Origin of the sequence: Paenibacillus doosanensis, assembly GCF_025060755.1 — a bacterium.
GTDB lineage: Bacteria > Bacillota > Bacilli > Paenibacillales > NBRC-103111 > Paenibacillus_S > Paenibacillus_S doosanensis.
Genome location: NZ_JANYUY010000027.1, coordinates 44,736 through 68,812 on the forward strand (window position 1 = coordinate 44,736; position 24,077 = coordinate 68,812).

General features: G+C 55.2%; 19 protein-coding genes and 1 pseudogene. 5 read left to right on the forward strand and 15 right to left on the reverse strand.

Annotated features, from left to right (window positions below; genetic code table 11):
- Positions 1-2 precede the first annotated feature (2 nt).
- Together N0M98_RS19285 and N0M98_RS19290 are read left to right on the forward strand one after the other, a co-directional pair.
- Complete coding sequence (locus N0M98_RS19285; RefSeq protein WP_249863158.1) at positions 3-1,481, forward strand: spore germination protein; 1,479 nt, start codon at positions 3-5, stop codon at positions 1,479-1,481.
- Positions 1,478-2,629: a Ger(x)C family spore germination protein gene (locus N0M98_RS19290; RefSeq protein ID WP_249863157.1), complete on the forward strand. Its 1,152-nt coding sequence runs from the start codon at positions 1,478-1,480 to the stop codon at positions 2,627-2,629. Before N0M98_RS19285 ends, N0M98_RS19290 begins: the two co-directional genes overlap by 4 nt.
- 56 nt (positions 2,630-2,685) lie before the next feature.
- On the opposite strand, the gene N0M98_RS19295 is transcribed toward N0M98_RS19290, so the two are convergent.
- The 4 genes from N0M98_RS19295 to N0M98_RS19310 form a co-directional block, all read right to left on the reverse strand.
- The gene (locus N0M98_RS19295) at positions 2,686-3,597 is read right to left on the reverse strand and encodes an ATP-dependent DNA ligase (protein WP_259618872.1); all 912 of its coding nucleotides are present in this window, start codon (positions 3,595-3,597) and stop codon (positions 2,686-2,688) included.
- A gap of 429 nt (positions 3,598-4,026) precedes the next feature.
- The gene (locus N0M98_RS19300; protein WP_259618873.1) at positions 4,027-4,932 is read right to left on the reverse strand and encodes an NAD(P)/FAD-dependent oxidoreductase; all 906 of its coding nucleotides are present in this window, start codon (positions 4,930-4,932) and stop codon (positions 4,027-4,029) included.
- Between the two features lie 27 nt (positions 4,933-4,959).
- The gene (locus N0M98_RS19305; protein WP_249866534.1) at positions 4,960-6,339 is read right to left on the reverse strand and encodes an MATE family efflux transporter; all 1,380 of its coding nucleotides are present in this window, start codon (positions 6,337-6,339) and stop codon (positions 4,960-4,962) included.
- Positions 6,340-6,391: 52 nt separating this feature from the next.
- Positions 6,392-6,775: a GIY-YIG nuclease family protein gene (locus N0M98_RS19310; protein WP_259618874.1), complete on the reverse strand. Its 384-nt coding sequence runs from the start codon at positions 6,773-6,775 to the stop codon at positions 6,392-6,394.
- A gap of 339 nt (positions 6,776-7,114) precedes the next feature.
- Here N0M98_RS19310 and N0M98_RS19315 point away from each other — a divergent pair, with 339 nt between their 5' ends.
- Both N0M98_RS19315 and N0M98_RS19320 read left to right on the forward strand, forming a co-directional pair.
- A complete protein-coding gene (locus N0M98_RS19315; RefSeq protein ID WP_249863153.1) occupies positions 7,115-7,462 on the forward strand; it encodes a phasin family protein in 348 nt (115 codons plus the stop codon).
- Positions 7,459-9,138: an ABC1 kinase family protein gene (locus tag N0M98_RS19320; protein ID WP_249863152.1), complete on the forward strand. Its 1,680-nt coding sequence runs from the start codon at positions 7,459-7,461 to the stop codon at positions 9,136-9,138. Before N0M98_RS19315 ends, N0M98_RS19320 begins: the two co-directional genes overlap by 4 nt.
- 82 nt (positions 9,139-9,220) lie before the next feature.
- On the opposite strand, the gene N0M98_RS19325 is transcribed toward N0M98_RS19320, so the two are convergent.
- Together N0M98_RS19325 and uidA are read right to left on the reverse strand one after the other, a co-directional pair.
- On the reverse strand, positions 9,221-10,633 hold the full coding sequence (locus tag N0M98_RS19325; RefSeq protein ID WP_249863151.1) for an MFS transporter: 1,413 nt from the start codon (positions 10,631-10,633) through the stop codon (positions 9,221-9,223).
- Positions 10,634-10,722: 89 nt separating this feature from the next.
- Positions 10,723-12,519 (reverse strand): beta-glucuronidase, encoded by a 1,797-nt coding sequence (gene uidA / locus N0M98_RS19330; RefSeq protein ID WP_259618875.1) that lies wholly within the window; start codon positions 12,517-12,519, stop codon positions 10,723-10,725.
- A gap of 137 nt (positions 12,520-12,656) precedes the next feature.
- Here uidA and N0M98_RS19335 point away from each other — a divergent pair, with 137 nt between their 5' ends.
- Complete coding sequence (locus N0M98_RS19335) at positions 12,657-13,958, forward strand: helix-turn-helix domain-containing protein (protein ID WP_259618876.1); 1,302 nt, start codon at positions 12,657-12,659, stop codon at positions 13,956-13,958.
- A 29-nt stretch (positions 13,959-13,987) separates the two neighbouring features.
- On the opposite strand, the gene N0M98_RS19340 is transcribed toward N0M98_RS19335, so the two are convergent.
- The 9 genes and pseudogenes from N0M98_RS19340 to N0M98_RS19380 form a co-directional block, all read right to left on the reverse strand.
- Positions 13,988-14,506, reverse strand: a complete 519-nt coding sequence (locus tag N0M98_RS19340) for a hypothetical protein (protein WP_259618877.1) — start codon at positions 14,504-14,506, stop codon at positions 13,988-13,990.
- A gap of 158 nt (positions 14,507-14,664) precedes the next feature.
- Entirely contained in the window at positions 14,665-16,428 is a 1,764-nt protein-coding gene (locus N0M98_RS19345) for an ABC transporter ATP-binding protein (protein WP_249863147.1), read from the reverse strand.
- Positions 16,429-16,439: 11 nt separating this feature from the next.
- Positions 16,440-18,239 (reverse strand): annotated as a pseudogene (locus N0M98_RS19350) (ABC transporter ATP-binding protein); the annotation flags it as partial.
- A 16-nt stretch (positions 18,240-18,255) separates the two neighbouring features.
- Positions 18,256-18,420 (reverse strand): hypothetical protein, encoded by a 165-nt coding sequence (locus tag N0M98_RS19355; RefSeq protein ID WP_259618878.1) that lies wholly within the window; start codon positions 18,418-18,420, stop codon positions 18,256-18,258.
- A gap of 125 nt (positions 18,421-18,545) precedes the next feature.
- Positions 18,546-19,550 (reverse strand): helix-turn-helix domain-containing protein, encoded by a 1,005-nt coding sequence (locus N0M98_RS19360; protein ID WP_259618879.1) that lies wholly within the window; start codon positions 19,548-19,550, stop codon positions 18,546-18,548.
- Positions 19,551-19,569: 19 nt separating this feature from the next.
- On the reverse strand, positions 19,570-20,547 hold the full coding sequence (locus N0M98_RS19365) for an ABC transporter substrate-binding protein (protein WP_259618880.1): 978 nt from the start codon (positions 20,545-20,547) through the stop codon (positions 19,570-19,572).
- Between the two features lie 185 nt (positions 20,548-20,732).
- Entirely contained in the window at positions 20,733-21,758 is a 1,026-nt protein-coding gene (locus N0M98_RS19370; protein ID WP_259618881.1) for a helix-turn-helix transcriptional regulator, read from the reverse strand.
- A gap of 173 nt (positions 21,759-21,931) precedes the next feature.
- Positions 21,932-22,324 (reverse strand): acyl-CoA thioesterase, encoded by a 393-nt coding sequence (locus N0M98_RS19375; protein ID WP_249863144.1) that lies wholly within the window; start codon positions 22,322-22,324, stop codon positions 21,932-21,934.
- 116 nt (positions 22,325-22,440) lie between these two features.
- Entirely contained in the window at positions 22,441-24,012 is a 1,572-nt protein-coding gene (locus N0M98_RS19380; protein ID WP_259618882.1) for an FAD-dependent oxidoreductase, read from the reverse strand.
- Between the last annotated feature and the right edge of the window lie 65 nt (positions 24,013-24,077).

Here is a 24,077-nt window from a genome sequence, read left to right on the forward strand (position 1 = left end):
GGATGCCGCAAAATTCAGAAGCTTCTTCCGCATGGACGGAGCAAGCCTTGCGCGATCTATTCGCCGATTCGGCCGATGTCCAGGTCCAGATCCATCAGGTGGACCCAAGTGAAGGCTCGCGTATGATGATGATCTATGCCGAGGGACTGTGCGATGCGGTCCAGATCGGCAAAACCGTGCTCCCGGAGCTGCTTTCCTACTATCGCTCCTCCAGCTTCAACTCCATGCACAGCGGGGACTTTTACGGCTCTTTGCCCTTAATCGCGCTCGATCGCAATATGAACGAAGAACAATTGACGGACGCGGTTTTCCAGGGAGACCTTCTGCTTTTTTTCCAGCATACCCGGTCCTTATACAAGCTCAACATCTGCAACCCGCCGGGACGAACGCCGGAGGAATCGACGACGGAAATATCGATCAAGGGGCCGAAGGACGGCTTCGTCGAGGATATTACGACCAATGTCGCGCTCATTCGCAAGCGGATCCGCAGCAATTGTCTTCATTACGAGACGAGGATCATGGGCCGAAGGACGCGAACCAAAGTCGGGTTGCTATACATCTACGATATTATCTCGCCGCAAGTGCTGGGCGAGGTGCGCAAACGGCTGGATAAGATCGATGTCGACGGTATATACAGCATCGGTCAGTTGGAGGACAAGCTGGCCGATGTGAAATATTCGCTGCTGCCTCTGCTTGATTTCACCGGGAGGCCGGATTACGTCGTAAGCGCCCTGCTGGCGGGAAGATTCGTTATCGTCGTCGACGGCAACCCGTTCGTTCTTATCGGCCCGGCTTCCTTCTCTCTCATCATGAAATCGCCGGAGGACATTCATTTCAGCTTCCAGTATATTTCCTTCGCGCGGCTCATCCGGCTGTTCTGCTTCTGGCTGTCGATTTTTTTGCCCGGATTTTGGGTGGCTATAGCCGCCTTTCATCAAGATCAGGTTCCGTTCCGACTGATGGCCACCATTTCCGTAACGCGTCTGGGGCTGCCATTCTCCGCACAAATGGAAATGATCGTCCTTCTGCTGCTGCTCGAAATATTCCGCGAAGCGGGCGTACGGCTCCCCAGCTCCATCGGCCAAATCCTTACCGTCGTCGGCGGGTTGGTTATCGGGGACGCCGCTATCAGAGCGGGCTTGGTCTCGCCTTCGGTCGTTGTTGTCGGCGCGATTACGGCCGTATCCGGATCGACCTTGGTCAATCAGACGCTGAGCACGATGGTGGGAATTATCCGTATCGGATCGTTTATCATCGCTTCGGTGCTGGGCATGTTCGGATTGATCCTCAGCATCATCCTGTTGATGTTTTACTTGTCCAAGCTGCAGTCGTTCGGCGTTCCCTATCTCGCGCCGATATCGCCGCTGCATGTCAAGGATTTGTTCAAAGCCTTTATGAGGGTACCGTGGAATCATATGCGCACCAGGCCGCAAACCTTGGACACGCAGGACTCCGATCATCAAGGAGAGGAACATAAGTGAGCAAACTGAAACTGCTGCTTGGATGTCTGCTGTGCGTACTCTCTCTGACAGGATGCTGGAATTCCAAGGATATTCAAAATATGGCCTATGTGACGGCGCTCGGGCTGGACTATCAAGATGGCAAGTATATCACCTACGTGCAAGTGCTGAACTTTTCCAACGTCGCCAAAACGGAAAATTCCCAGATCGGCAACGTGATACCGGTGTGGATCGGCCGGGGAGAAGGCAAGACCGTGACGGAATCGTTCAACGCCATTTACGCCACCTCGCAAATCCGGGTTTTCTGGGGTCATGTCAAGGCGATCGTGTGCACCGAAAACATCCTTCACCGCGGAGATCGGATGAAAGAAGCCTATGACATGCTCAACCGGTACCGCGAAATCAGATATAACATTTTGCTTTACGGAACGAAGGAGCCGCTGCAGGACATTTTTGCCCAGAAATCGATCTTGAACCTTTCCCCGCTGGATACGATCATGTATACGCCGGCTCAAATTTTTTCTCAGCGCTCCTATATTTTGCCTGTGTACGGCTTCAAGCTTATCGCCCAATACAACGAAGCCGGCAATCCGGCGATGCTTCCCTCCCTGACTATCGATAAAGAAGGCTGGAGAGAAGACTATAAGGTCAAGTCGATGCTGAAAATTAACGGGGCTTATTTTTTTCGGAAACAGCAGATGATAGGCTGGTTATCGGAGAGCGATCTCCAAGGATACCGGTGGCTGCAACGAAAGCTGGAACGCTCCCCTATAATGATTCCGAACGAGCGCAATCCCAGCGCGGCCGTCGTTCTTCTCCATCCTACCGCCAAAATTAAACCGGTGTTCGAAAACGGCAAGCCGTATTACAACATCCGATTGAAAATCGAAGCCTATTTGGACGAGCTCGCCAAGGAAATACCGGAGAAGGAAATCGAGAAGCAAGCGTCCAAGGTCGTCGAACAGCAAATCCGATACACCTATAAAAAGGGACTGCAAATCCGGTCCGACGTGCTAAAGCTTGATCAATCGCTGTACCGCGAGTATCCCGATAAATGGCATGAGCTGCACCAGAGCCGGGAATTTATCCTGGAGGAGGACTCCTTGAAGCAAATTCACGTCCAGGTAGAGCTGCTTCATACGGGCAAATACAAGGGAAGGCAAAATTAACAATGACAAAAAACCGCATGAGCCGCGGCGGTTGTGCATGGAACATGCGCCGCGGCTCATCGCGGCTGCCACACGCATTCCGAAGCCGGCTTATTCCACAGAAATTGCTGGAATACGGTTCCGATCAACTGATGGGCGTCCGTTCTCTCCGCATATTGAATCCGGCAGCAGATACAAGGCTCTATCCACTGGGTCAAGGCGTCGCGGTGCGTATGGAGCGAGGCCGCCAGCTCCAAAAACTTCTGCCTGTCCTCCGCGTCGATCCCCTGTTCCACAAGGCCGACCGGCTTATTGGACACCGTGCGGAAATTCAGCCCGGCGACAAGCGTGAACGGGCTCGTTCTGTATCCCAGGATCATGACGTCGATCGTTCGGACATGGTTGATCTGAAGCCAGTCCTCGCTCTTCGTCCCGAGACGATACCGCGAACTCATCCGTTTGGCGACAATACCCGCCATCCCCTGGCGTTCCGTCAGCTCGAATAAGGCTTTTCCTCTGACAGGTACTGACAATGTCGGCATCAGCAAGCCACTAGACTTAATGATATCGCCGAGACGCCGTTTGCGCTCCGTTAACGGTTCGTTCAAATGCTCGCGGGCAGACATAAGCAGATCGAATGCTACGAATGTTACCGGGTGAGTAAGAACTGCCGTACGGATTTTGGCGGCTTGACTGATCCGCAGCCTGTAGGTGAAATCGTCGAAGACCGCCCGTTCTCCTCTCATCACGATGCCTTCGCAGTCCACAATCGCCGTATCCGATTGGATGGATGCGCACGCTTCCTGCAGCTCGGGAAATTTCGCGGTGACATTCATTCCTCTGCGGGTAAAAGCTTCGATACGCTTCCCCTGCTTATGCAGCAGTATTCGCTGCCCGTCCCATTTGGGCTCGAAAATCGTATTCTCGTCATCGAACGGCTCCGGCGCTCTTCCGGCGATCATAGGCTTGAGCGGCGCGAATAACAGCACAGTTATCACCTCCCCCTTTCATCTTTCCAAAAAGTTCATGATCTTAACCCCGCGCTTTGAAAACGGCGGTTGGCAACGATTGAAGCGCTGCCACGCCCATCCGCTTCCCTCACCGGTTTCGGCATGCGGAAACCGGGGACAAATCCCCCAAAAGCCATCCATGCCGCTACGCGGCACCACAGACAATGGAAATGGGGTACCAAGAATAATTTCCAGGGTAGTGACGTGATGCTCTGAAGCTTATTCCGTCCGCATCCAGCCTAAGCTGGATCGGCGTCTAACCCTTCCGCTGGGATCGTTCTATGGGTAGACATTACTTTAGGGGGGAGCCCACGGATATCCACAGGAAATGGCTGCGCATCATTTCCTAAACAACAAAAAAAGCCTCAAGCGGCAAACGCTTCAGACTTGTAAAATCCAGTACTTTAATTAATAGGTATATTCCTCGAACGACAGGTCCCCGTTCACACCGATCGCAGCCCGGCTGCCTTCCGCCGCGGCAATGACCAGCTGCGACGGCGCGACGACAGAAGTATCTCCGGCGGCGTACACGCCTTTTACGTTGGTGCGGCCGAAGGCGTCGGTGACGAAGCCGCCCAGCTCGCTCGTAGCGCAGCCGAGTCTGGCGCCGAAAGGAGCGGCTTGAATCCAATGGGGCGTGACGAAGCCGCCCGCTCTTGCCACGGCGCTGCCGTCCTGGAACCGCACCTTCTCCAGTTGGCCGTCCGTCCCTTCAAAGGCGGCGATCGGCTGCTCGATCACCAGCAGCCCTTTCCGTTCCAAAGCCTGCTTCTGATCGAAAGAAAGCACGGCGCGGCCGTTCGTACACAAGAGAAGATTGCGGCTCCAATTATAAATCAGCATGGCGCTGTGAAACAGATTGGCGCCCTCGGATACGACGACAAGCGGCCTATCCCGAAGCTCCCAGCCGTCGCAATAAGGACAATTAAACAGACTGCGGCCATAGAACTGGGGAAAGCCGGCAATAGGCGGAAATTCCTCTCTAAGCCCTGTAGCCAATATCAGCTTGCGGGCGGCTGCGCGCTCTCCGGACTGCGCCGTAATTTCAAACCCGCCGCCATGATGCCGAATGTCCGTTACAGTCGCCTGCTTCATGCGCACGGACGGATATTTCATAATTTCCTCGTGAGCGATTCGGCGAAATTGCTCCGGCTTGACGCCGTCCCGGGTCAGAAATCCGTGCGATTCATGAGTCACCGCGTTGCGCGGCTTGTTATTATCGAACAGCAAGACGTTTCGACGCGCCCTTCCCAACACAAGAGCGGCATTCAAGCCGGCGGGGCCTCCGCCGACAATAACGCAATCGAGCAGCATACAGCGTTTCTCCCCTTTGCCCCCCGTCTATTCGATCAATCTTGAAATCCGCTTCTTCTTCCATACAGTCAAATAGTATGCGTACTGGAGGATAAGACTGACGATAAATGCCGCGGGATAACCGATCCATATCCCCTGTATGCCAAGTCCCGTGTAACGGGATAAATAAAAGGCGACCGGCACCTCGACCAGCCAGATCGATACGATGCTGATCAGCGTCGGCCACAGCACCGTGCCGCTGGCTCGCATCGTCGCGGTAATAATTTGGGCATGGCCAAAAACGAGGTAACTCCATAACGTGATCATCAGCAAATGATGCGCTATTTCCATTGTATGCTCGCTGGTCAAAAACCAGGACAAAATGGTTTGCGAAAATACGTAAACGAGGAAAATAACCGCGCCGCCGATGAGATAATTCAGCAGAATGCCGACCTTAATTACCTGCTTCAACCGATCCGTCCGGTTCGCTCCTATAGCCTGCGCGGCGAATATGGATACCGTAATTCCGAGGCTGATCGCCGGCATCTGCACGTAGCTGGCAACCTGATTGACGGCTCCGTATGCTGCGGTCGCATCCGACCCGTATCCGTTAACCAGCGATATAACGGCGATCTCGGATAAGGAAACCAACACCATATTGACGCTGGAAGGAATCCCTAGACGCAATAATAGCTTCAGCAGAGCGCCGTCCATACGGAGATACTTGCGGACCGAGGCGTCGAACTGCAGCGGATGCCCGGTTTTGCTTAAATAGACGAGCATGACGACGAAAGTGAGCAGCGTGGATACCACGGTCGCATAGGCGGAGCCGTAGATGCCGAGTTTGGGCAGTCCCAGCCAGCCGAAGATCAGGATAGGCAGCAGCGCCAAATTGAGAACCGTACTGACGATCAAAAAATAAAACGGCGATTTGGAATCCCCTGTTCCGCGCATGAAGGTCGTGTACACGAAGTATAAGAACATCACCGGTAAGGACAAGAGCAATATCCGTGCATAATGTACGCTAACCGCGATAATATTGTCAGGCGTCCCGACGAGACGCAGCACATCCCAGGTAAATACGCCGCCGAGGATAGCCAGCACGACGCCGACGATAAAAGTGAAGGTCAGCGTCGTCCCGACGATCGCTTTCATCCGCTCCATGTTCCCGGCTCCATACGCTTGGCCGATCAAAATCGAGCTGCCGGACCCTATGCCGATGCAGAAGGAAATAAGCAGAAAAAATAACGGAAAAAACGCCGAAATTGCTGCAAGCGCGTCCACGCCCAGCCAGCGGCCGACAATAATGCTGCCGGCCAACTGCCCGATGGACTGCATCACATTGCTGAGCATCAAAGGGATTAAAAATATCGATATGGAACGCCATAAGGACGGTGCGGGTTTCCCCGCGTCCTGCGGCTGCTTCATCGCTTGATCCGAGTTCACTTTCAAAAGCTCCTTTTCTGTTTGCCGTTTTTCATTATTTTACCGGCCTTTTATTGTAGCCCCGTTCCCCGTAAGGCTGAAGCTCTTCAAACCACAGCTGTTCCATACAGGCGAGTTCTTCTTTATATTTCTCCAATGCGTCCGGACTTTGCACAAATTCCTCGCGCGGTTTGATTTGCTCCACAATCTCGAAGGAAAACTGCTCCGCTCCGTAACGCTTCCAGTCTTCCTGAAGCGCTTTGTTAACGTGGGTGTTCATATTCAGTTGAAACTGCAGCCGGTTGTTCATGCCGTTTAAATCCATGCTGCTGCCGAGCCATATTTTGCCGTTTGCCTTATTTTTTAATTGGTAGACGCCCATTTGACGATGTGTCTGGACATATTGATTGGCCAGCTCTTTCTTTTTCTTTTGATCCATTGCGGTCCCCTCCCGGTTCCTGGCATTATTACAGCTCGCGTGTACTCATGGTCATGCAGCCGCGCAATTCATCACAACCATTTTCGACATACGTCTATAATTACCTAGACATTATATATTTTTGTTTATAATTTTACAACATTTTTCTCATTTATGCATTTTTCCTCCGCCGGTCCCGCCGGGGATTTGCCGCAGGCATCCATCCGGCAGCGCTCCCCGCCCAATATCGGAGCAAGCTTATTTTCGGGCTCTTCGCCGGATGCCCGGGATCGCCTTTGGCGTTTCGATTTCACTGTGGTAAAATCAACCTATACATACAATTCGCAGGAGGGATTTGGGATGAAAGATCTGTTTGGAAAAGCGGTTTCCCTTGGACTCGGATTTGCCGTAGCAAGCAAAGAGCAAGCGGAGAAATTCGTTGACGAGCTTGTGAAAAAAGGAGAGCTGAACAAAGCGGAATCCCAGCAATTCGTCGATGAGCTGGTCCGTAAAGGCCAGGAAGCGCAATCTTCCCTGGAAACGAAGGTTCGCGGATATATCCGGCAGGCGCTGCACGAGATGAATCTGACGACCAAAGACGACTATGTCCGGCTGACGCAGCGTATAGGCGAGCTCGAAAGAAGAGTGGCCGAGCTGGAAGGGCAGACCAAAGGTCCGGGACAGCTTCCTCCTCCGTCCGAGCTATGAGTCTGGGTCGTAAATTCCGGCATCTGCAGCGATACCACGACATCGCCAAGGCGTTCGGCAGAAACGGCTTCGGCTTCCTGATCAAGGATCTCGGACTTCCCGATCTTCTTTCAGGAACCCGCATCGGGCTCAAGGAAAGGCGCGATACCCGCTCCCGCTCTATCGGCGAGCGGGTCCGCATGTCGCTGGAGGAGCTTGGTCCCACGTTTATCAAAATCGGCCAAATCGCCAGCACGCGCCCGGACCTGATTCCCGCGGACATTATCGCCGAGCTGATCAAGCTGCAGGATCAGGTCCCTCCCTTCCCGTTCGAGCAGGCGCGCGAGGTGCTTGAGAACGAATTCGGCGATCCGCTCGATAAGCTGTTCGCCGAATTCGCGGAGACGCCGATGGCTGCCGCTTCAATCGGACAAGTTCACCTTGCCCGGCTGCACAGCGGGGAGAAAGTCGCCGTCAAAATTCAGCGACCGAACATCCGCTCCGTCGTGGAGACGGACCTGGAAATATTGGAGGATCTCGCCCGGCTCGCCGAGCATCGTATCGAATGGGCCGCCAAATATCAGGTGCGGGATATGGTGTACGAATTGTCTCAATCGCTGCGGGCCGAGCTGGATTATACGAATGAGGGCCGCAATGCCCAGCGGATGGGCAAGGCTGCGGAGCGGAACCCGCATGTCCGGTTTCCGAATATTTACTGGGACTTTACGAGCAGGAACGTTCTGACGATGGATTACCTTGAAGGGGTCAAAATAACGGAGACGGAGCAGCTGGAGAAGCACGGTTACGATCGCAAGACGATCTCGGAGCGGATAGCGCGGACGCTGTTTCAGCAAATTTTCGTCGACGGATATTTTCATGCGGACCCGCATCCGGGGAATATTATGGTGCTGCCCGGGGAAGTGATCGGGCTTATCGACTTTGGAATGGTCGGCCGGCTGACGCCGATGATCAAATACCATTTTGCCTCGCTCGTCATCGCCCTGCGGCGCAACAGCACGGAAGGCGTTATCAAGGCGATCGACGGCATCGGCATCATCCCGGAGGAAGTAGACATGGACAGCTTGCGTGCGGATATCGACGAGCTGCGGGAGAAATATTACGATGTGCCGCTGAGCAGACTAAGTCTCGGCGAAGCCGTGAGCGATCTGCTCAGCGTCGCCTACGAGCATCGAATCCGCATTCCTTCGGATTTGACGCTGCTCGGCAAAACCCTGCTGACGATGGAGGGCGTAGTTACTTCGCTTGATCCTTCCTTCAGCGTCGTCAGTATCGCCGAGCCGTTCGGCCGCAAGCTGTTCGCGGAGCGGTTCAGCCCTGGCAATGTGGCCGAGAACGTATGGCAGCAGCTCGGGCAATACGCGGAATTGTTGACCGACATGCCGTCGAAGCTGCGCGATCTGCTTCGGATGGTTAAGAAGGGCAAGCTTCACCTCGACATTTCGATCTCCGAGCTGGACGCTCTGATGATTAAGCTTGACCGTATCAGCAACCGGTTGTCCTTCAGCATCGTCCTGCTTGCCTTCAGCATTATTATGGTCGGCTTGATCATAGGCTCGTCGCTTGGACGGCAATCTACGCTGCTATGGGATTTCCCGGTTATCGAGATCGGATTCAGCATTGCGGCGCTGATGTTTTTGTGGCTGATCTATGCGATCTTCAAATCGGGCCGTTTTTGATGCATAGAGAGGGAAAAGGCAGGGAGCTTCGCTCCCCCTATCCAGCCCCTCTCCCGGTTCTGCTTTCATTTCATATAAGCCGCTACCGCAGCGCTTCTCGTTGTTTGGTCAACTGCTTATTTAATTCCGCAACCCGGCTTTTCGTCAAATGATAAATAAAGAGCATCGCGGCCAGCGACAACAAGGAGCCCAGCGCAGGCACGAGCGTAATCGCGCTTTTTATTCCTCTGGCTACTTCCGCCGATTGCGCATCGGCTCCGGACACGTATCCGATCAGCGCCAAACATCCTCCTCCCAATCCTCCGGCCGCCGCTTGGCCGATTTTACGCATTAACGAATATACCGCGTAAACCGTCCCCTCTTCTCTCTTGCCGGTTAAATACTCGTGATAATCGATGCAATCCGACACCATGGCCCAGACGATTACGTTCATGAAGGCCATTCCCATCCCCGAGACGAAGCTGAGCGCAATATACACATAAGGATTAGAAATAGGCAGCATAAATAAAAAAGCGTTTACAATAACGGCAATCGAAAGCCCTCCTATTGAGGATTCCTTTTTGCCGAACCGCTTAACCAGAGGCGATAAGACCGGCATAACGACCAGCATGGCCCCCATCGTCATGAAACCGGCCAGCGAGATCAGACCCGGCTTATGAAAATAATCTTTAAACAAATAAGGCAGCAGTGCGGAGGTCAGCATTGAGGATACCAGCAGTCCGAAGGAAGCGAGCATAAGTCCGAGCAGAGAGCGGTTTCGCATAAAGCTTTTGACGATGCTTCTTAAGCTTGCTTGTTCATGAGAGGTCGTTTTGCGCGGCTGCACCCGTTCCGTCGTCAAAGCATAAGCGGAGAAATAAAAAACAATCGCCATGACGGCAAATAAAACGGCAGCGGTTACAAAACCTCCTGCGGTAGGCGTCTTCCCGTGGCTGAACAAGATAGCCGGAGCGGCCGCCAAAATAATCAAATTGGCGATGCAGGCGCCGAGCATCCTGAAGGTGGACAGCGAAGTCCGTTCCACCGGGTCGGAGGTGATGACCGAAGCGAGCGAGCCGTACGGTATATTGATCGTCGAGTAAGCGAAGCCCCATACGATATAGGTGACCGCCGCATAGGCAAGCCTCCATCCCGCGCTTAAGTGCGGCAGCGCTATGAACGTCAGTACGCCAAGCGCCGTAACCGGCAGGGCGCTGTAGAGCAAATAAGGTCTGAACTTCCCCCGGGGTCCCGGCTTTCGCGAATCGACGAAGGCGCCCCAGCCTACATCGAACAACGCGTCCAGCACCCGGGCCACAAGAAGAATGATCCCCGCGGTCGCCCCTGCAATACCGGCTACATCGGTATAAAACAGCATTAAATACCCGCCGATAAAAGCAAAAAACATATCGTTGCCCATATCCCCGAACATATATCCGATCTTATCCCGCATGCCGAACGGGCGCCGCTGCCGTGATATAGCTTGCGGGCGATTCGACTCCATCTGTGTTTTCATATGTGTGTTCCCCCGTGTCGGATTAGTATAGAGTTTTTGCGGGGAACCATACTTTTAGATATGGCTTAGGCTCCCCGCATTGGAACTGCTTATTTATAGTAGTAATTGGGAATCGACGACCATCTGCTGCGCAGCTCGTAAGCCGCATATTTCGGTTTGCGTTCGCGGGTAAAAATCCCCTTTTTATTCCCCTGAACCCTCATGATGCCCTGACTCGTCTGAAAATCGGCAAAATTCCATACCTGCTCGCCGATCACATGCTCGAATTCGTCGAATACCTGATGATTCGCCTGCAAATATTCGGCCTGATATTCCTCGGTAAACATGACGGAATCGACGTCGTGGAAACCGGCGATCGTGTCCGCGCCGTACTCGGTGAAAATAACCGGTTTGCCGGGGCAGCGGCTTTGCCAGCCCTGCAGTTCTTGACGCAAATAAGCTTTGGCCGTATCCAGGCTGCCCGGTTCGAAATACCAGCCGTAGTACCGGTTCAAGGCAAGCACGTCGACGAGGTCGGAGACTTGACATTTCTCCGGCGTCGCCATTTGGTGGGTGACGATCGTAATAGGTCTTTTTTGCGGATCGAGCTCTTTGGCCAAATCGGCGAGCGGCGCAAAATAATCGTAAGCTCCTTCTTCCTCCGTAGCCGCCTCGTTCGCCAGCGACCACATCACCACGCACGGATGATTTTTATCCCTGGCAATCAGTTCCCTAATCACATCTTTGTGATGCTCCAAGGTCGTTACATTCGACCAGGTGCTGCGCCGTTCTCCTCCGGTGAACATGGTCATAAAGCTCAAATGCAGGCCGACGGCCGGCGTCTCATCGATAACGACAATCCCTTCCTTGTCAGCCAGCCGCATCAGCTCTTCCGAATACGGATAATGAGACGTCCGGAAGGAATTCGCTCCAAGCCATTTCATCAACTGGAAATCTTTGACGTTCACCGCTTCGTCCATTCCCCTCCCGTGCACAGGAGCGTCTTCATGCTTGCCGAAGCCTTTGAAATAAAACGGCTTGCCGTTGATCAGAAACTGTCTATCCTTCACTTCGACGGTACGGACGCCGAAGGGCTGCTCGTATACGTCGAGGATACGATCCTCCTTCATCAGCTCGACTTTTAGCGTATATAAATAACTTTCCTGCGGTTCCCACAGCTTGACGCCGGCAATTTCGACCGTGCCCTGCGCTCCCCTGCTGAAGTCCGCCGCCTTGGCGCCGTTCTCGTCCAGAACGCTTACCCGCGCTTCGGCGTCGCCTTCGATAGCCAGCTCGTAATCGGCGAACCCGGTATCTCCTTCATAACGCGTCACAACGGTAATATCGCGGACATAGGTTCGCGGCGTCGTATAAATTTTAACGGGCCGGTGCAGACCCGCATAGTTGAAGAAATCAAAATTAGGCGAGTTTTTAACCACTTTGCCGAGTCCAGGCACTTCCTTCTCCGAATAGATGCCGATCGGCAGCGTGCTCTCGTCCAAAACGTTGTTGACGGCGACGGTAAGCCGGTTTTTGCCGGCAGCCAGCAGCGAATTGATCTCGCATTCGAAAGGGGTAAAGCCGCCTTTATGCTCAGCCGCCAATATCCCGTTCACATACACCTTGGCCGTATGCGTCGCCGAGCCGAATCGCAGTACAACGCGCTCGGAGGAAATCATCGCCGGGACCGCGAATTCCCGCTCGTACCATACCCAGCCGACATGATCGCGGATTTCCTTGCCTACGGCCAAATCGTTATAAGAGGAAGGCACCGCCATACGAATCGGATTGTCCAGCTTAGCTTCGTACCATTTGTGTTCGAATCCTTTGCCGTCGTCCAGCTTGAAGTTCCAAATCCCGCTTAAGTCGATAACCGCGCGGGACTCCGTTACGATCGGATATAACATGAGTTCACCACTCCTTATTTGAAAGTGCTTACTTTTTGTATTATAGTTGAACCTGGGAAACATACGTTAGGACTATAATTGCAATAACAGGATGATATTGATCCTTTCTAATATGCCGATCGAGAGGAGCAAATAGGATGAATCATAAAATGACGGAAGCTTCGGAAGAACGGGAGGATGAAACCGTCCGGCATGAAGCCCGATTGTCGCTGGCCGGAATGACGGTATTCCGGCTGACGGATATGAATACGAGCGTCCTCTCGCTGCAAGGCGCCGTCCAATTTCATTTGGAGCGAATCGAGCTTCCCGACTTTTTGCTTGAGCAACAGGAGGAATGTTACCGCGCTTTAAGAGACGACGCGCAGCTTGCGCTTGCGCAAGGCGGACCCTCGCGCTGTTCTCTGTATGCCGGATCGCTTGGACTGACGTACATTGCAGCTCCGCTTCGCCCATGCGAAGCCGAAAGCTCGCTTATAGTCGTCGGGCCGTTCCTCAGACAGCTTCCTGATAAAATAACAGCGGAAGGCGGCGCCATCGACCGCACCAACGCCATCGTTTTGAACAAACTGATGCAAAATATGAAGATCATGAGCTCGTCCCAAATTCAGACGGTGGCCAATCTGCTGTACCGGTTGGATGCTATAGAGCACGCGCCCCTGCACGTCGTCGAGGCACCGGGGAGCGCTGCGGCCAGCGGCGGAGGGGCCCGTCGCGCTTCGCGGCTGCATGAGCCTGACGATAACCAAGTGGAGCTGATCGGGCTGCGCTACCGGATTCAGAAAAAGCTGAGCCATGCGGTAGCATCGGGTCATAAAGCGGAGGCGCAGCGTATTATCGAACGCAGCCGTCATCTGTTCGACTTCTCCGAACGTTTTCCCGGACAACCTGTACGGGCCCTGAAAAATACGAGCATCGTCAACAACACTTTACTGCGAATCGCAGCGGAGAAAGGCGGAGTCCCTTCCTTGTATTTGCATCTGACCTCCGAATATTTCGCCATCCGGATTGAGAGCGCCGACAAGATCGCCGTGCTGGAGCTGCTGAACCGGCAAATGCTGGACGAATACTGCGATCTGGTTCAAACCCACTCGACGGCCCGGTATTCCCCTACGGTGCAAACCGCGGTCCAGCATCTGGCCGTCTATTATAACAAGCCGCTGCAGCTGCGGCGGCTGGCGGATGCTTGCGAAGTTCACCCCTCTCATCTTTCGCGGATATTCAAGCGGGAGACCGGTCTGACCTTAACCGAATTCCAGCATCGGCTGCGGCTGAACGAGGCCAAATTTTTGCTCAAGACCGAGGTTTGCTCTATTGACGATATCGCATGGCAGGTGGGCTTCGAGGACGCGAGCTATTTCTCGCGCGTGTTTAAAAAGCAGGAAGGAATATCTCCAACCGAATTCCGAAATTCGGAAACGAACAAAAAGGGAGAGCCTTGAAGGCCCTCCCATTCGCGGTTTGCCGATAATTATTCTTCCCTCTCAGTTTGCTGTCCCCAGCTTCCTCCCCAACCAGGCTGCTGTCCCCAGCCTCCGCCCCAACCGGGCTGCTGTCCCCAGCTTCCGCCCCAACCGGGCTGCTGTCCCCAGCCTCCGCCCCAGCCGGGCTGCTGTCCCCAACCTCCGCCCCAACCGGGCTGCTGTCCCCAGCCTCCGCCCCAGCCGGGCTGCTGTCCCCAGCCTCCGCCCCAACCGGGCTGCTGTCCCCAGCCTCCGCCCCAGCCGGGGTGCTGCCACCAGCCTCCGCCCCAACCGGGCTGCTGCTGTCCCCAGCCTCCGCCCCAACCGGGGTGCTGCTGTCCCCAGCCTCCACCCCAACCGGGATGATGCTGTTGTCCCCAACCTCCGCTAGGATGCTGCTGTCCCCAGCCTCCGCCTTGACTGCCGCCTTGGCCGGTTCCATGACTGCCCCCAGTAGTTCCAGTGCCGTGGCCGCCCCAATGTCCTACTCCGCGTTCAACCTGCTCTGTGAATGGGAAATCACTCATCTTGGTCACATCCATTCCTTGGAATCTGCTTTCATGGTTAAAAATATATGAGGACTTCTTGTACACATTGTCATTTTTTTTTTGAAAAAAAGCTTCCAATCGCAATCAAAGCGAATTGGAAGCTCATGGAAGACCGCGTCTGTCGCCCGATTGTCGGGCTACCTGCGCGGGGACACGGCCGTCTCCGAGGCGAGGCTCCAGCCTCCCGTCTCTTGCTGCAGCCGCCACAGCCTTGCATACAAACCGTCTTGAAGCAGCAGTTCTTCATGCCGGCCTTGCTGGGCGATGCGGCCCTGATCCATCACGATGATGTTGTCGGCTTTTTTGATCGTCTTCAGCCTATGGGCAATGACAATGACGGTCCTTCCCTTAATCAACCGGTCGATAGCCTTTTGAATCTCAGCCTCATTCTCAGGGTCGAGGGACGCCGTAGCCTCGTCCAGCAGGACGATCGGCGCATCTTTTAGAATGGCGCGGGCGATGGAAATCCGCTGCTTTTCGCCGCCGGATAACGTGCTGCCGCCCTCTCCTACGGGCGTATCGTAGCCTTGGGGCAGCCGCATAATAAATTCGTGGCAGCAAGCCTGCTTCGCGGCCTCCTCCAGCTCCTCGCGGGTTGCATCGCTTTTGCCGAACCGGATATTGTTGCCGATCGTATCTTGGAACAAGTAAACGTCCTGGAATACCATCGATATATTTCTCAATAGCGCTTCCGGCTCCATGTCTCTGACCTTCTCGCCGCCCATCAGCACTTCTCCCTCCGCAGGATCGTAGAACCGGGCGATAAGCCGCAGCAGCGTGCTCTTCCCGCTGCCCGACGGCCCGACCAATGCCGTAAGCGATCCCTCAGGCATCCGCGCGCTAACGCTGCGTAAAGTCACGTTCTCGTTATAGCCGAACGTCACGCTTTGAAGCTCTACATCATGCTTGTTCGAAGGAGGCGTCCGTTCTCCGGACATAACCGGCTGTTCGAGCAAACGGACGATCCGCTCGCCCGCCTGCTCATGATAGCGAAACTCGACATAGTTGACGAGCGCCGTCGTGAGCGGGTCGAACACCCGCGTCCCAATGATCAGGAACGTGACGAACACCGTCAAGTTCAGACTCCCGCCCATCAGCAGGTGAACGCCGGTCAGCGCCATCACCGTCAGCCCGGCCCTGAGGCAGGCGATAGCGCTCAGCACAATCGGGCCGAGCAATCCTTCAATCCGGATGCTGTGGCGCATCAGTTCCTTGAAGGACATCTCCAGCCGGACGAAGCTGTCCCCGGTCATATTATAAGCTTTGATCACACGGATGCCGTTCAAATACTCCTGCAGCCGGTTGGCCGCATCAATCTTGGCGCGCATGTGGCGGGCGCCGAGCTGCCTTTGAAAGCGCGAGGTGAATGCGAGCAGAAGGGCCGAGACCGGCAGCGCGGCGAACATGGCTATCGCCATTCGCCAATCCATGAACGCCAGTCCCGCGAAGGCCAGGACAGGCAGCACCAGCGCGCCGATCATCTGCGGCACCAGATGAGAGATGCCGTGTTCGACCATGGTGAAGTCGCCCATCATCATATTGGCGAGGTCGCCGGGATCTCGCTTGTTCAAATAGCCGAGCGGCAGCCTCCGCAGATGCTCGGCCAAATTGGTGCGCCCCTCCGCGGCGGCGCCGTAGGCTTCGCGGAATTGCGACCGGTAGGCGGGAATCTCCGCCCCGTACAGCAGAAGCAGCGCGAGAACCATGCCCGCGCACAGCCACCATAGCGCCGCAGTTTGCAGCGGCTCTCCCGGATGCATGAAGGGGGCGAAGATCAGTCTCGCCGCCGCCACCAGCAGTGCGAACGGCAATATGCCCGCTATGTTGGCAAGCAGCGTATACAGCACCGGCTTGATCAGCTTGCGGGGGTTGCCCGCCGTAATGAAGTGCAGCATGCTCATTGCCGGACACCTCCGGCTTCAATCTGCCACTCTGTCGCATCCGTGTACGCATGCCACATTCGGAAATACAAACCTTCGGCAGCGACCAGCTGCGGGTGCGTGCCTCTCTCCGCCAGCTTCCCTTCGCTCAGCACTAAAATCTGATCGGCATCCCGAATCGTCGACAGCCGGTGAGCGATGACGATGACGGTCTTATCTTGCATTAATTCTTTAAGCGCCAGCTGCATTTCCCGCTCGTTCTCCGGATCGGCGAAGGCCGTCGCTTCATCGAGCACGAGCACGGGAGCGTTCTTCAGGATCGCCCGAGCTACGGCCAGCCGCTGCTCCTCGCCGCCCGACAAGTAGACGCCCCCCTCGCCTATCAGCGTCTGATAGCCATGAGGCAGCTTGCTGATGAAGTCGTGGCATTGAGCCGCCTTGGCCGCCGCAATCACGTCCTCCGTGCGGGCATCCGGCCGTCCCGCCGCGATATTGTTATAGATCGTATCGTAGAACAGAAACGTCTCTTGAAAAACAAAAGCTACGGTGTTCATCAGCGCCTTCGTCTCCATGTCCCTAATATCAACGCCTCCGATCCGGATCGCCCCCTTCTCCACGTCCCAGAACCGCGGAATCAGATTGGCCGCCGTCGATTTGCCGGAGCCGGACGGCCCTGCCAGCGCCGTTACCTTGCCCTGCTCAGCGGTAAACGCGATTCCGGAGAGCGCCTCGGTACGCGAGGCGGAGCCGGCTCCTTCCGTCGCATAGCTGAAGGAAACATTGTCGAACGATACATCGTAAGCTTCGGGAACGGCCGGCTGCTCCGGTTCCTTGACGGGCTCGACCGCCAATATCCGGTCGATCCGCTCCACCCCTTCGTTAATGTCGCGCAGGGAAGAGGCCATATACATCAATTTGAACATCGGAGCCGATATGCCCGGGCTCATGACGAGAAAGAACAGCAGCACCGAAGCAAAAGCGATGTTGCCCGGCTCCCTGCTCAGCAAATATACGCCGACAGGAAGAACGAAAGCGGCAAAAGAACCGAGTGTGACCTTAAACAGCAGGTAACCGTTTTGAAACTGATCGGTGTACTTCAGGCAATAATCGCGGTAACTGATCATATCGGCATAAAATTTGCGGAAGGAATGAACCGTCTGTCCGAATACTTTGACCGCCGGCATCCCTCTGACGTACTGCACCGCCGAACCGTTCATTCTCTCCAGCGAGTCGTAATACCGCTTTAAGTTTTCCTTCGTCTTCTCCCCCGACATCAACCGCATCTGAATGCCGAACCCGAGAACGATCGGCAAAATGCACGCCAGCGCCAGCCAGACGTTCAAGTACAGCATCACGCCGATCATGACGACCGTTGTAACTATGGCGTGAATCAGGTCGGGCAGCTGATGGGCTACGAAGGTTTCTACCTTCTCGACGTTATGCTCCAGCGTCTTCTTGACGGCGCCCGTCGACGTCCCGTTCAGCCAGCCGAGCGGCAGACGTCCAATGTGGGCCGCCAGCTTGACGCGAAGCCCGAACAATATCCGGAACGCCGCGATATGCGCCGATAGGCCGCCCCCGTACATCATGAGCAAGCTTCCGATCAAAGAAAGCAAAGCGGCGACGCCCCAGCGGATCATCCGCTCTCCGTCCGCAGCCTCCGGCCGGGCGGCATGCTCCAGCAGCTCCTTCAAGATAAAATAAACGGAAACGTACGGCAGCAGCATCAGCAGCGCGCTTAGGGCAGAGAGTATGCCGGAGCAGATCAGCAGCCCCCGTCGTTCTCCTGCAATATCCAGAAGTCTGGCCATCCCCGTCTTTCGATGGTTCATCTGCATCATCCCCTTCTTATCCTCGCATCCGTTGGAGCGGTATTTCCACACGACCTTTGGCATCGATGACGGTTCGCATCAGCGGAGCGTCACCCCCTCCCGCCCCCTTCGGCGCGCAGCCGAACAATGAAACGAGCAGCACGACGGCCGAACAAACCTTCCAGCATGTTCCAAGCTGCACATGGTATCCCCTCTCGTTCGATCGATAATGGTTCTCATTTGAACATAACAGAGCATACTTGATCTGACGGGGAAGCCGCTACCGCGCGGCGGATCGCATTGCGGTTTGACGGATCATTTATGAGATTACTCGTAATAACCGCGGACCAGATCGGAAGGATTGATCCCGTACCGTTCGCGGAATATTTCGGCAAAATGACTAAAATTGGTGTATCCTACCATACCTGCCGCTTCGCTGACGCGAAGACGCCCGGAGAGCAGAAGATCTCTGGCCTTTTCCAATCGTTTGTCGCGCAAATAGGCGAAGGCGCTTTTTCCATACTCTTCCTTGAAGCCGATCTTCAGCTTGTAATCGTTCAGACCGACCATACGCGACAGCTCGATAAGCGAAGGAGGATGCGCCATCCTGCCGATCAGCGTCTCCTTCGCCTGCCGCACCTTTTCCCTGTCGCTTTTCGATAATGCCGCTTGGCGCGAGGAAGGAGAATCCGCGGGACGCTCGAATAAAAAAGCTTGCAAATAGAAAGCAAGCAGCTCCAAAGCTTTGCTCTCGACATACATGCTGCGCATCGCATTCGAATAGGGGCAATCCTTAAGCTGACGAAGGATGGCCAGCGTCCGCTCCCCAAGCGCGGTCCGAAAAGTTCGGAAAGCGGAGGAGCCGAGCAGCCCGGCAAAGGAAACTTGTCCCCTGGGGCCGGGAAATCCGGAAACCGCCTGCTTCATGTAGTCGTCGAACAGCGGCACCGGGATGCCGATGGCCAAGCTTTGAACGGCCTTTCCTTTTTTGTACAGAAAAGAAGCTTCGAAATTGCTCATCAAATGAAGGGAGCAGCTGCCCGGCCGAATATCGTGCCTCGCTCCCGAAACCTCGAACTCCCCTTCTCCCTGCATGCAAAAGCTCAACTCCATCATAGAGGCGTCCGATTGCAGCTCTATCGTGCGGTCGCTGCTAAAACGGCAGTCCGATTCTATGACGATCAGCCCCGAACGCGTCACCTGCCAATTCATATAGCCTTCGCCGACACGGGTGCCGACGGCTATCCGCTGCATCGCCTCGTCCGACAAACGGGGCAGCGACAATGCGTCGAAATAGCTATCGTAGATGGAATGAGTTACTGCGGCGCTCATGGCTTTTCGCCTCCTGTCTTTAATCCGGTTTTCCCATAGCGTTTACGATTTCTTCGATCCCGTCGATTTTGGCCAGTGCCATAGGACCTGCGATCGACGGATCGCTCAAATAATAGACGCGGTCGTTTTTAACCGCCTCGATGCTGTTCCATACTTTGTTGTCCTTTAGCGCCTCCTTGACGCCGCCTTGGATCGGATTCGACCAATTGTTAATGACGAACAGATGGTCGGGCCGGAGCGAAGACAGGCTTTCGAGGGATAACGTCCCGCCCTTCGCAGCGCCGGGGACCGGCTTCAATCCAAGCCCGCGGTAAAAAGGCTCGAAACGCTCCTCGGGCCAGCTGACGAACTGCTCTTTGCCGTTGTACATGACGAACAGCACCGACTGGTCGCTGCGGAAAGCGAGCTTCGCTCTATACTGCTCCGACTTGCGGTCGAATTCGGCAAGCACGTCGTCGGCCTTGGCTTCTCGACCGATCACTCGGGCGATCTGCTTCAATGTCTCCCGCCATTCTCCCGCCTGCGGCAGTACGACCGTAGGCGCGATCCGGCTCAGCTGCTCGTACTTGTCCGACATATCGTCGGCGGCTATAATGATATCCGGCTGCGATGCCAGCAGCTTCTCCATATCGACCTCCATACCGAGATCCATAATGGAATGGCCGGCCAGCCGTTTGTTCAGATTGGGAAAGTTACGGCTTACGGCCGTCATTCCCTGCGCCGCGACCGGGTACGTATCGAGCACCGCCAAATAATCGACGAAGCCGACGTAAGGCACGGCGATGTTGACCGGTCTTTGGGCGATCTTCGTATCTCCGTTCAGATGGTGAATAGTCCTTGCAAAAGAATCGGCAGACGCTTCCGAATTCGGCGCCGAGACCTCCCGATCGGCCATGGCCCCCGTATCGCGGACGCCGCTTCCGTCGCAGCCTGCCGCCAAACCTGCGGCGATTATAACCGCCGTCAAGCCGCTCCATTTCGTTCTTTTCCCCCGCATTGTTCACGCAGCTCCTTCTGTATGTTATCACCGCTGTTGCAGCGGGTTCGCGCCCGGTTCACAGCAAGCGAAACGCCGCAATCGAGAATAGTTCTCATTCAAGACGGCTTTATTAGCTTACTACGTTGCGCCTGAAGCGTTCTACCGCTGGAGGGAGAGCCCGTGACGGTTATACGGAGCCGCGCTTATCGTACGGAAGGAAAATCCGGTCTGCTTGGAGAGCCTTCGCCGCAGTGACGCCGCCGGACGAAAGCGCCAGGGTTGATTCCATACTTTTCCCGGAATGCCTCGGCAAAATAGCTCGGATTGGAATACCCTACCTCGCAGCACGCTTCGGTTACGCTCATCGATTCTTGCTGCAGCAAATAATAAGCTTTTTCCAGCCGTTTTTCCCGTAAATAACCGAACAAGGTCGTGCCGAACATCTCTTTGAAGCCGGCTTTCAGCTTGAAATCGTTCATGCCGATCATGCGGGCAAGCTCAAGCAGCTTCGGGGGTTCGGTCATGCGGCGCAGCAAAATGTCGCGGGCTTGCCGGATTTTTGCCATATCGGTCTTGGTCAGACCCGCGGCTTGCGCCTCCTCTTTGCCGTCGAACAAAAAGCGGCCGAACGCCGACGATAACAGCTCCAATATGCGGATCTCCAGTTCGAGGTTCCAAGTCTCCCCCGCGCACACCGCTTGCAGCAGCCGTCTGAGCACGACCGCAGGCGTTGGCTCGATCGGCCCGCTGAACATCCTGTACGAGCCGCCACCCGTAATTCGCCCGAAATCGAGCGTCCTGCCTCGGTCCGCTCCATCGATAAAATGATGGAAGGTCGCAGCCGGAATGCCGATTCCTACCATCGAAAACGGGACGCCGGCGCCAAATTCGAAGCGTGCCTCGGCGGAATCGACAAATTGCAGTATGCAGCTGTCCTGCGCATATTCGTAGCGCTCTCCGGTAATATGGGCGGTCCGCTCCCCTTGAAAGCAATAGCTCAGCTCGACCATGGGCGAATCCGTCTGGAGCTGAAGCGTATGGTCCTGATGCAACGTATAATCGGAGACGATCAGCTCCATATCGCAGCGGGGCACATAGCGGTATATCGCCCCCTCTCCGAGTTTCGGGGCAATCGGCATCGTTTCCGTGCGGCCGGTATGACGGCGCTGCAGCCCGAGGCTGTCAAAAAAGCGGTTAAAATTATGATGAAAATCCGCAGTTTGCTCCAATAGGGTTCACTCCAGGTTTTTATTTGAGAATGATTCTCATTCTTTTTCATTATATCGAATCCATTTCGGTTTGACTAGAAATCGAATTGCCTTAACGGTAAAAAAGACATCTTCGCAAGCTGAACTTCAGCTTGATCGAACGATGTCTTTTCAGTGCCTTTCCGTCTGACTTTCTAAGCGAAAAGCTTGCGCAGCCCTTCCGGAACCTCGCTGCTTTTGCGCGATTCGACCCCGATCGTCACTATCGTCACGGCGGCATCCGCGCACAGCTCCTGATGCTGATTATAAAGCTCCTGCTTCAGGACGAAGCTCGTCCTTCCTATTTTCTCGGGAACCGTAACGATAGTCAGCTTGTCCCCTTGCCTGCATTCTTTGCGGTAATTGATATTAATATTGACCGTCACCGTCTGAACGCCGAGCTCCTTAAGCACCTCATAATGCAGCCCGGCCGTATCGTACCATTCCTCGCGCCCCCACTCCAAATATTCCAAATACTTGGCGTTGTTGACATGTCCGTTTACGTCGATTTCCGTAGAGCGGACTATGATTTCCAGACTGACCTTCATCGCTCTCTGCTCCTTCGAGACTTGATAGTTGAGTAGTATTCGACCGTTCGGCCGCCTACCTGTCTTATTGTACTGCGAACGGAGCCGAAACGGAAAGTCGCAGCCGAAAGCCTCCCTCACACCGGTCCGACCTTGGGCCACGCAAGCTCGATTCCTTTGGCCGTCAACAGCTGCTGCAGCCCCTCCAATTTGCCGGAGTCCGCGCGCACCTCTCGCGGCGTGTATCCGTTATCCAGGCAATAGGCCGCCGTATAACCGGCCGCTTCGCCGATATTCCACTCCACGGGATGGAGCCTGTAGCAGCCGTTGGTGATGTGGGTCGTCCCGATATTTTTGCATGCCGCCAGCAGGTTGTCCACTCTTTTCGGAATGAGGCTGCCGAGCGGTATCTGGAACGGCACGGACGAAATATCGAGGAAGCTGCGTCCGCTCATGCTCGGATGCAAATCGATCCGATAGCAGCCGATGCCGACCGTATCGTGGAACGGCTCGGCTCCCAGGTCGCCGCGGACCTCCGTGCTTACATGCTGCTCCAGTACGGTGAATTCCGCCTGGATGCGTCTTGATTCGCGAATGTACGGGGCCTGAGCCATCCCGTCCTCGCTGCCCACGACATCGGGCCTCAGCCGCAGCCCCGGATAACCGTGCTTCCCGTCCGGCCGCGGAGCCTCGGTCTGAAGCCAGTACAGCAGCGAGTAGCTCAGCTGCTTGGCCGCCTCCAGATGCTTCTTCCTCTCCTCTGCCGGCACATCGTAAATGTTGCCGCGAAAATAATCGTTCTGCGCCCAGTTGACCAGCGTAATATCCGATGAATACGTTCCGGGAACAAAATTGCTTTTATCGGTAATCCGGCGATAAATGAACAGCGGATATTTATCCGTGCCCGGAAACAGCGTCTCTTCGGTCGGCTCCAAGGTCCGGGGATCGGGCGATATCCAGCTAAGCTGCGGATTCGGCCAGATGTCGGGCTGGTGCGTTCGCCAGAAATGATAATCTCTGGGCTTGTCTATCGTATGGTTTTCGCCTTCGAAATAATCCATCGCGAAGCAGTACGTGAACGCCTGAATATCCCGGGGATCGGGTTTCCCGTCCAACGCATGAGGCTCGCCGGTCTGGCTCTTCGCTTCCGCCCCTGTGACATACTCGACCCCGGCGAGCGGAAGCATGTCGCCGCATTCCGTCGCGTCCAGGAAATACGGCGCATGGATCGTCAGCTTATCGCCGCACCCGCTGCGGACCGTCACGGACCGGATAACGTCGCCGTCGGTCTCGGCTTTGACGATTTTACTTAACGTTTGAATCGTCAGCAAGCCGCTGTTAATGTAAGGAATGAGCATAAGCTGCAGCACGGCCAGCATAATGCGGGGTTCGGCGCAAAGCCGGCTGACTCCCCCGTTGCCGGGGTTCAGATAGAAGGCTGCCCGGCCGGAATCGGACAAGGGAAAATATTGTCGATAATAGCTTCTCACATGCTCGCGAAACAATCGGAAGCTTCGGGTGCAGCCGAACTGCTCGATCCATTTATGCTCGTCCGGCGGCACGGCCTGGCTTGTGAACTGACCGCCGATCCAATGATATTCCTCGGTCAGATACACCCTCTTGCCCATGCTGCAGGCCGCTAAAGCGGCCGCGCAGCCGCCGACGCCGCCTCCGATGATCGCGATGTCGACATGTACTTCACTGTTCATCACAACTCCTCCTTATCCCAATTTTGGTTATTTCATCCTTCCTTATTTTTAGACGCAAGCAGTCG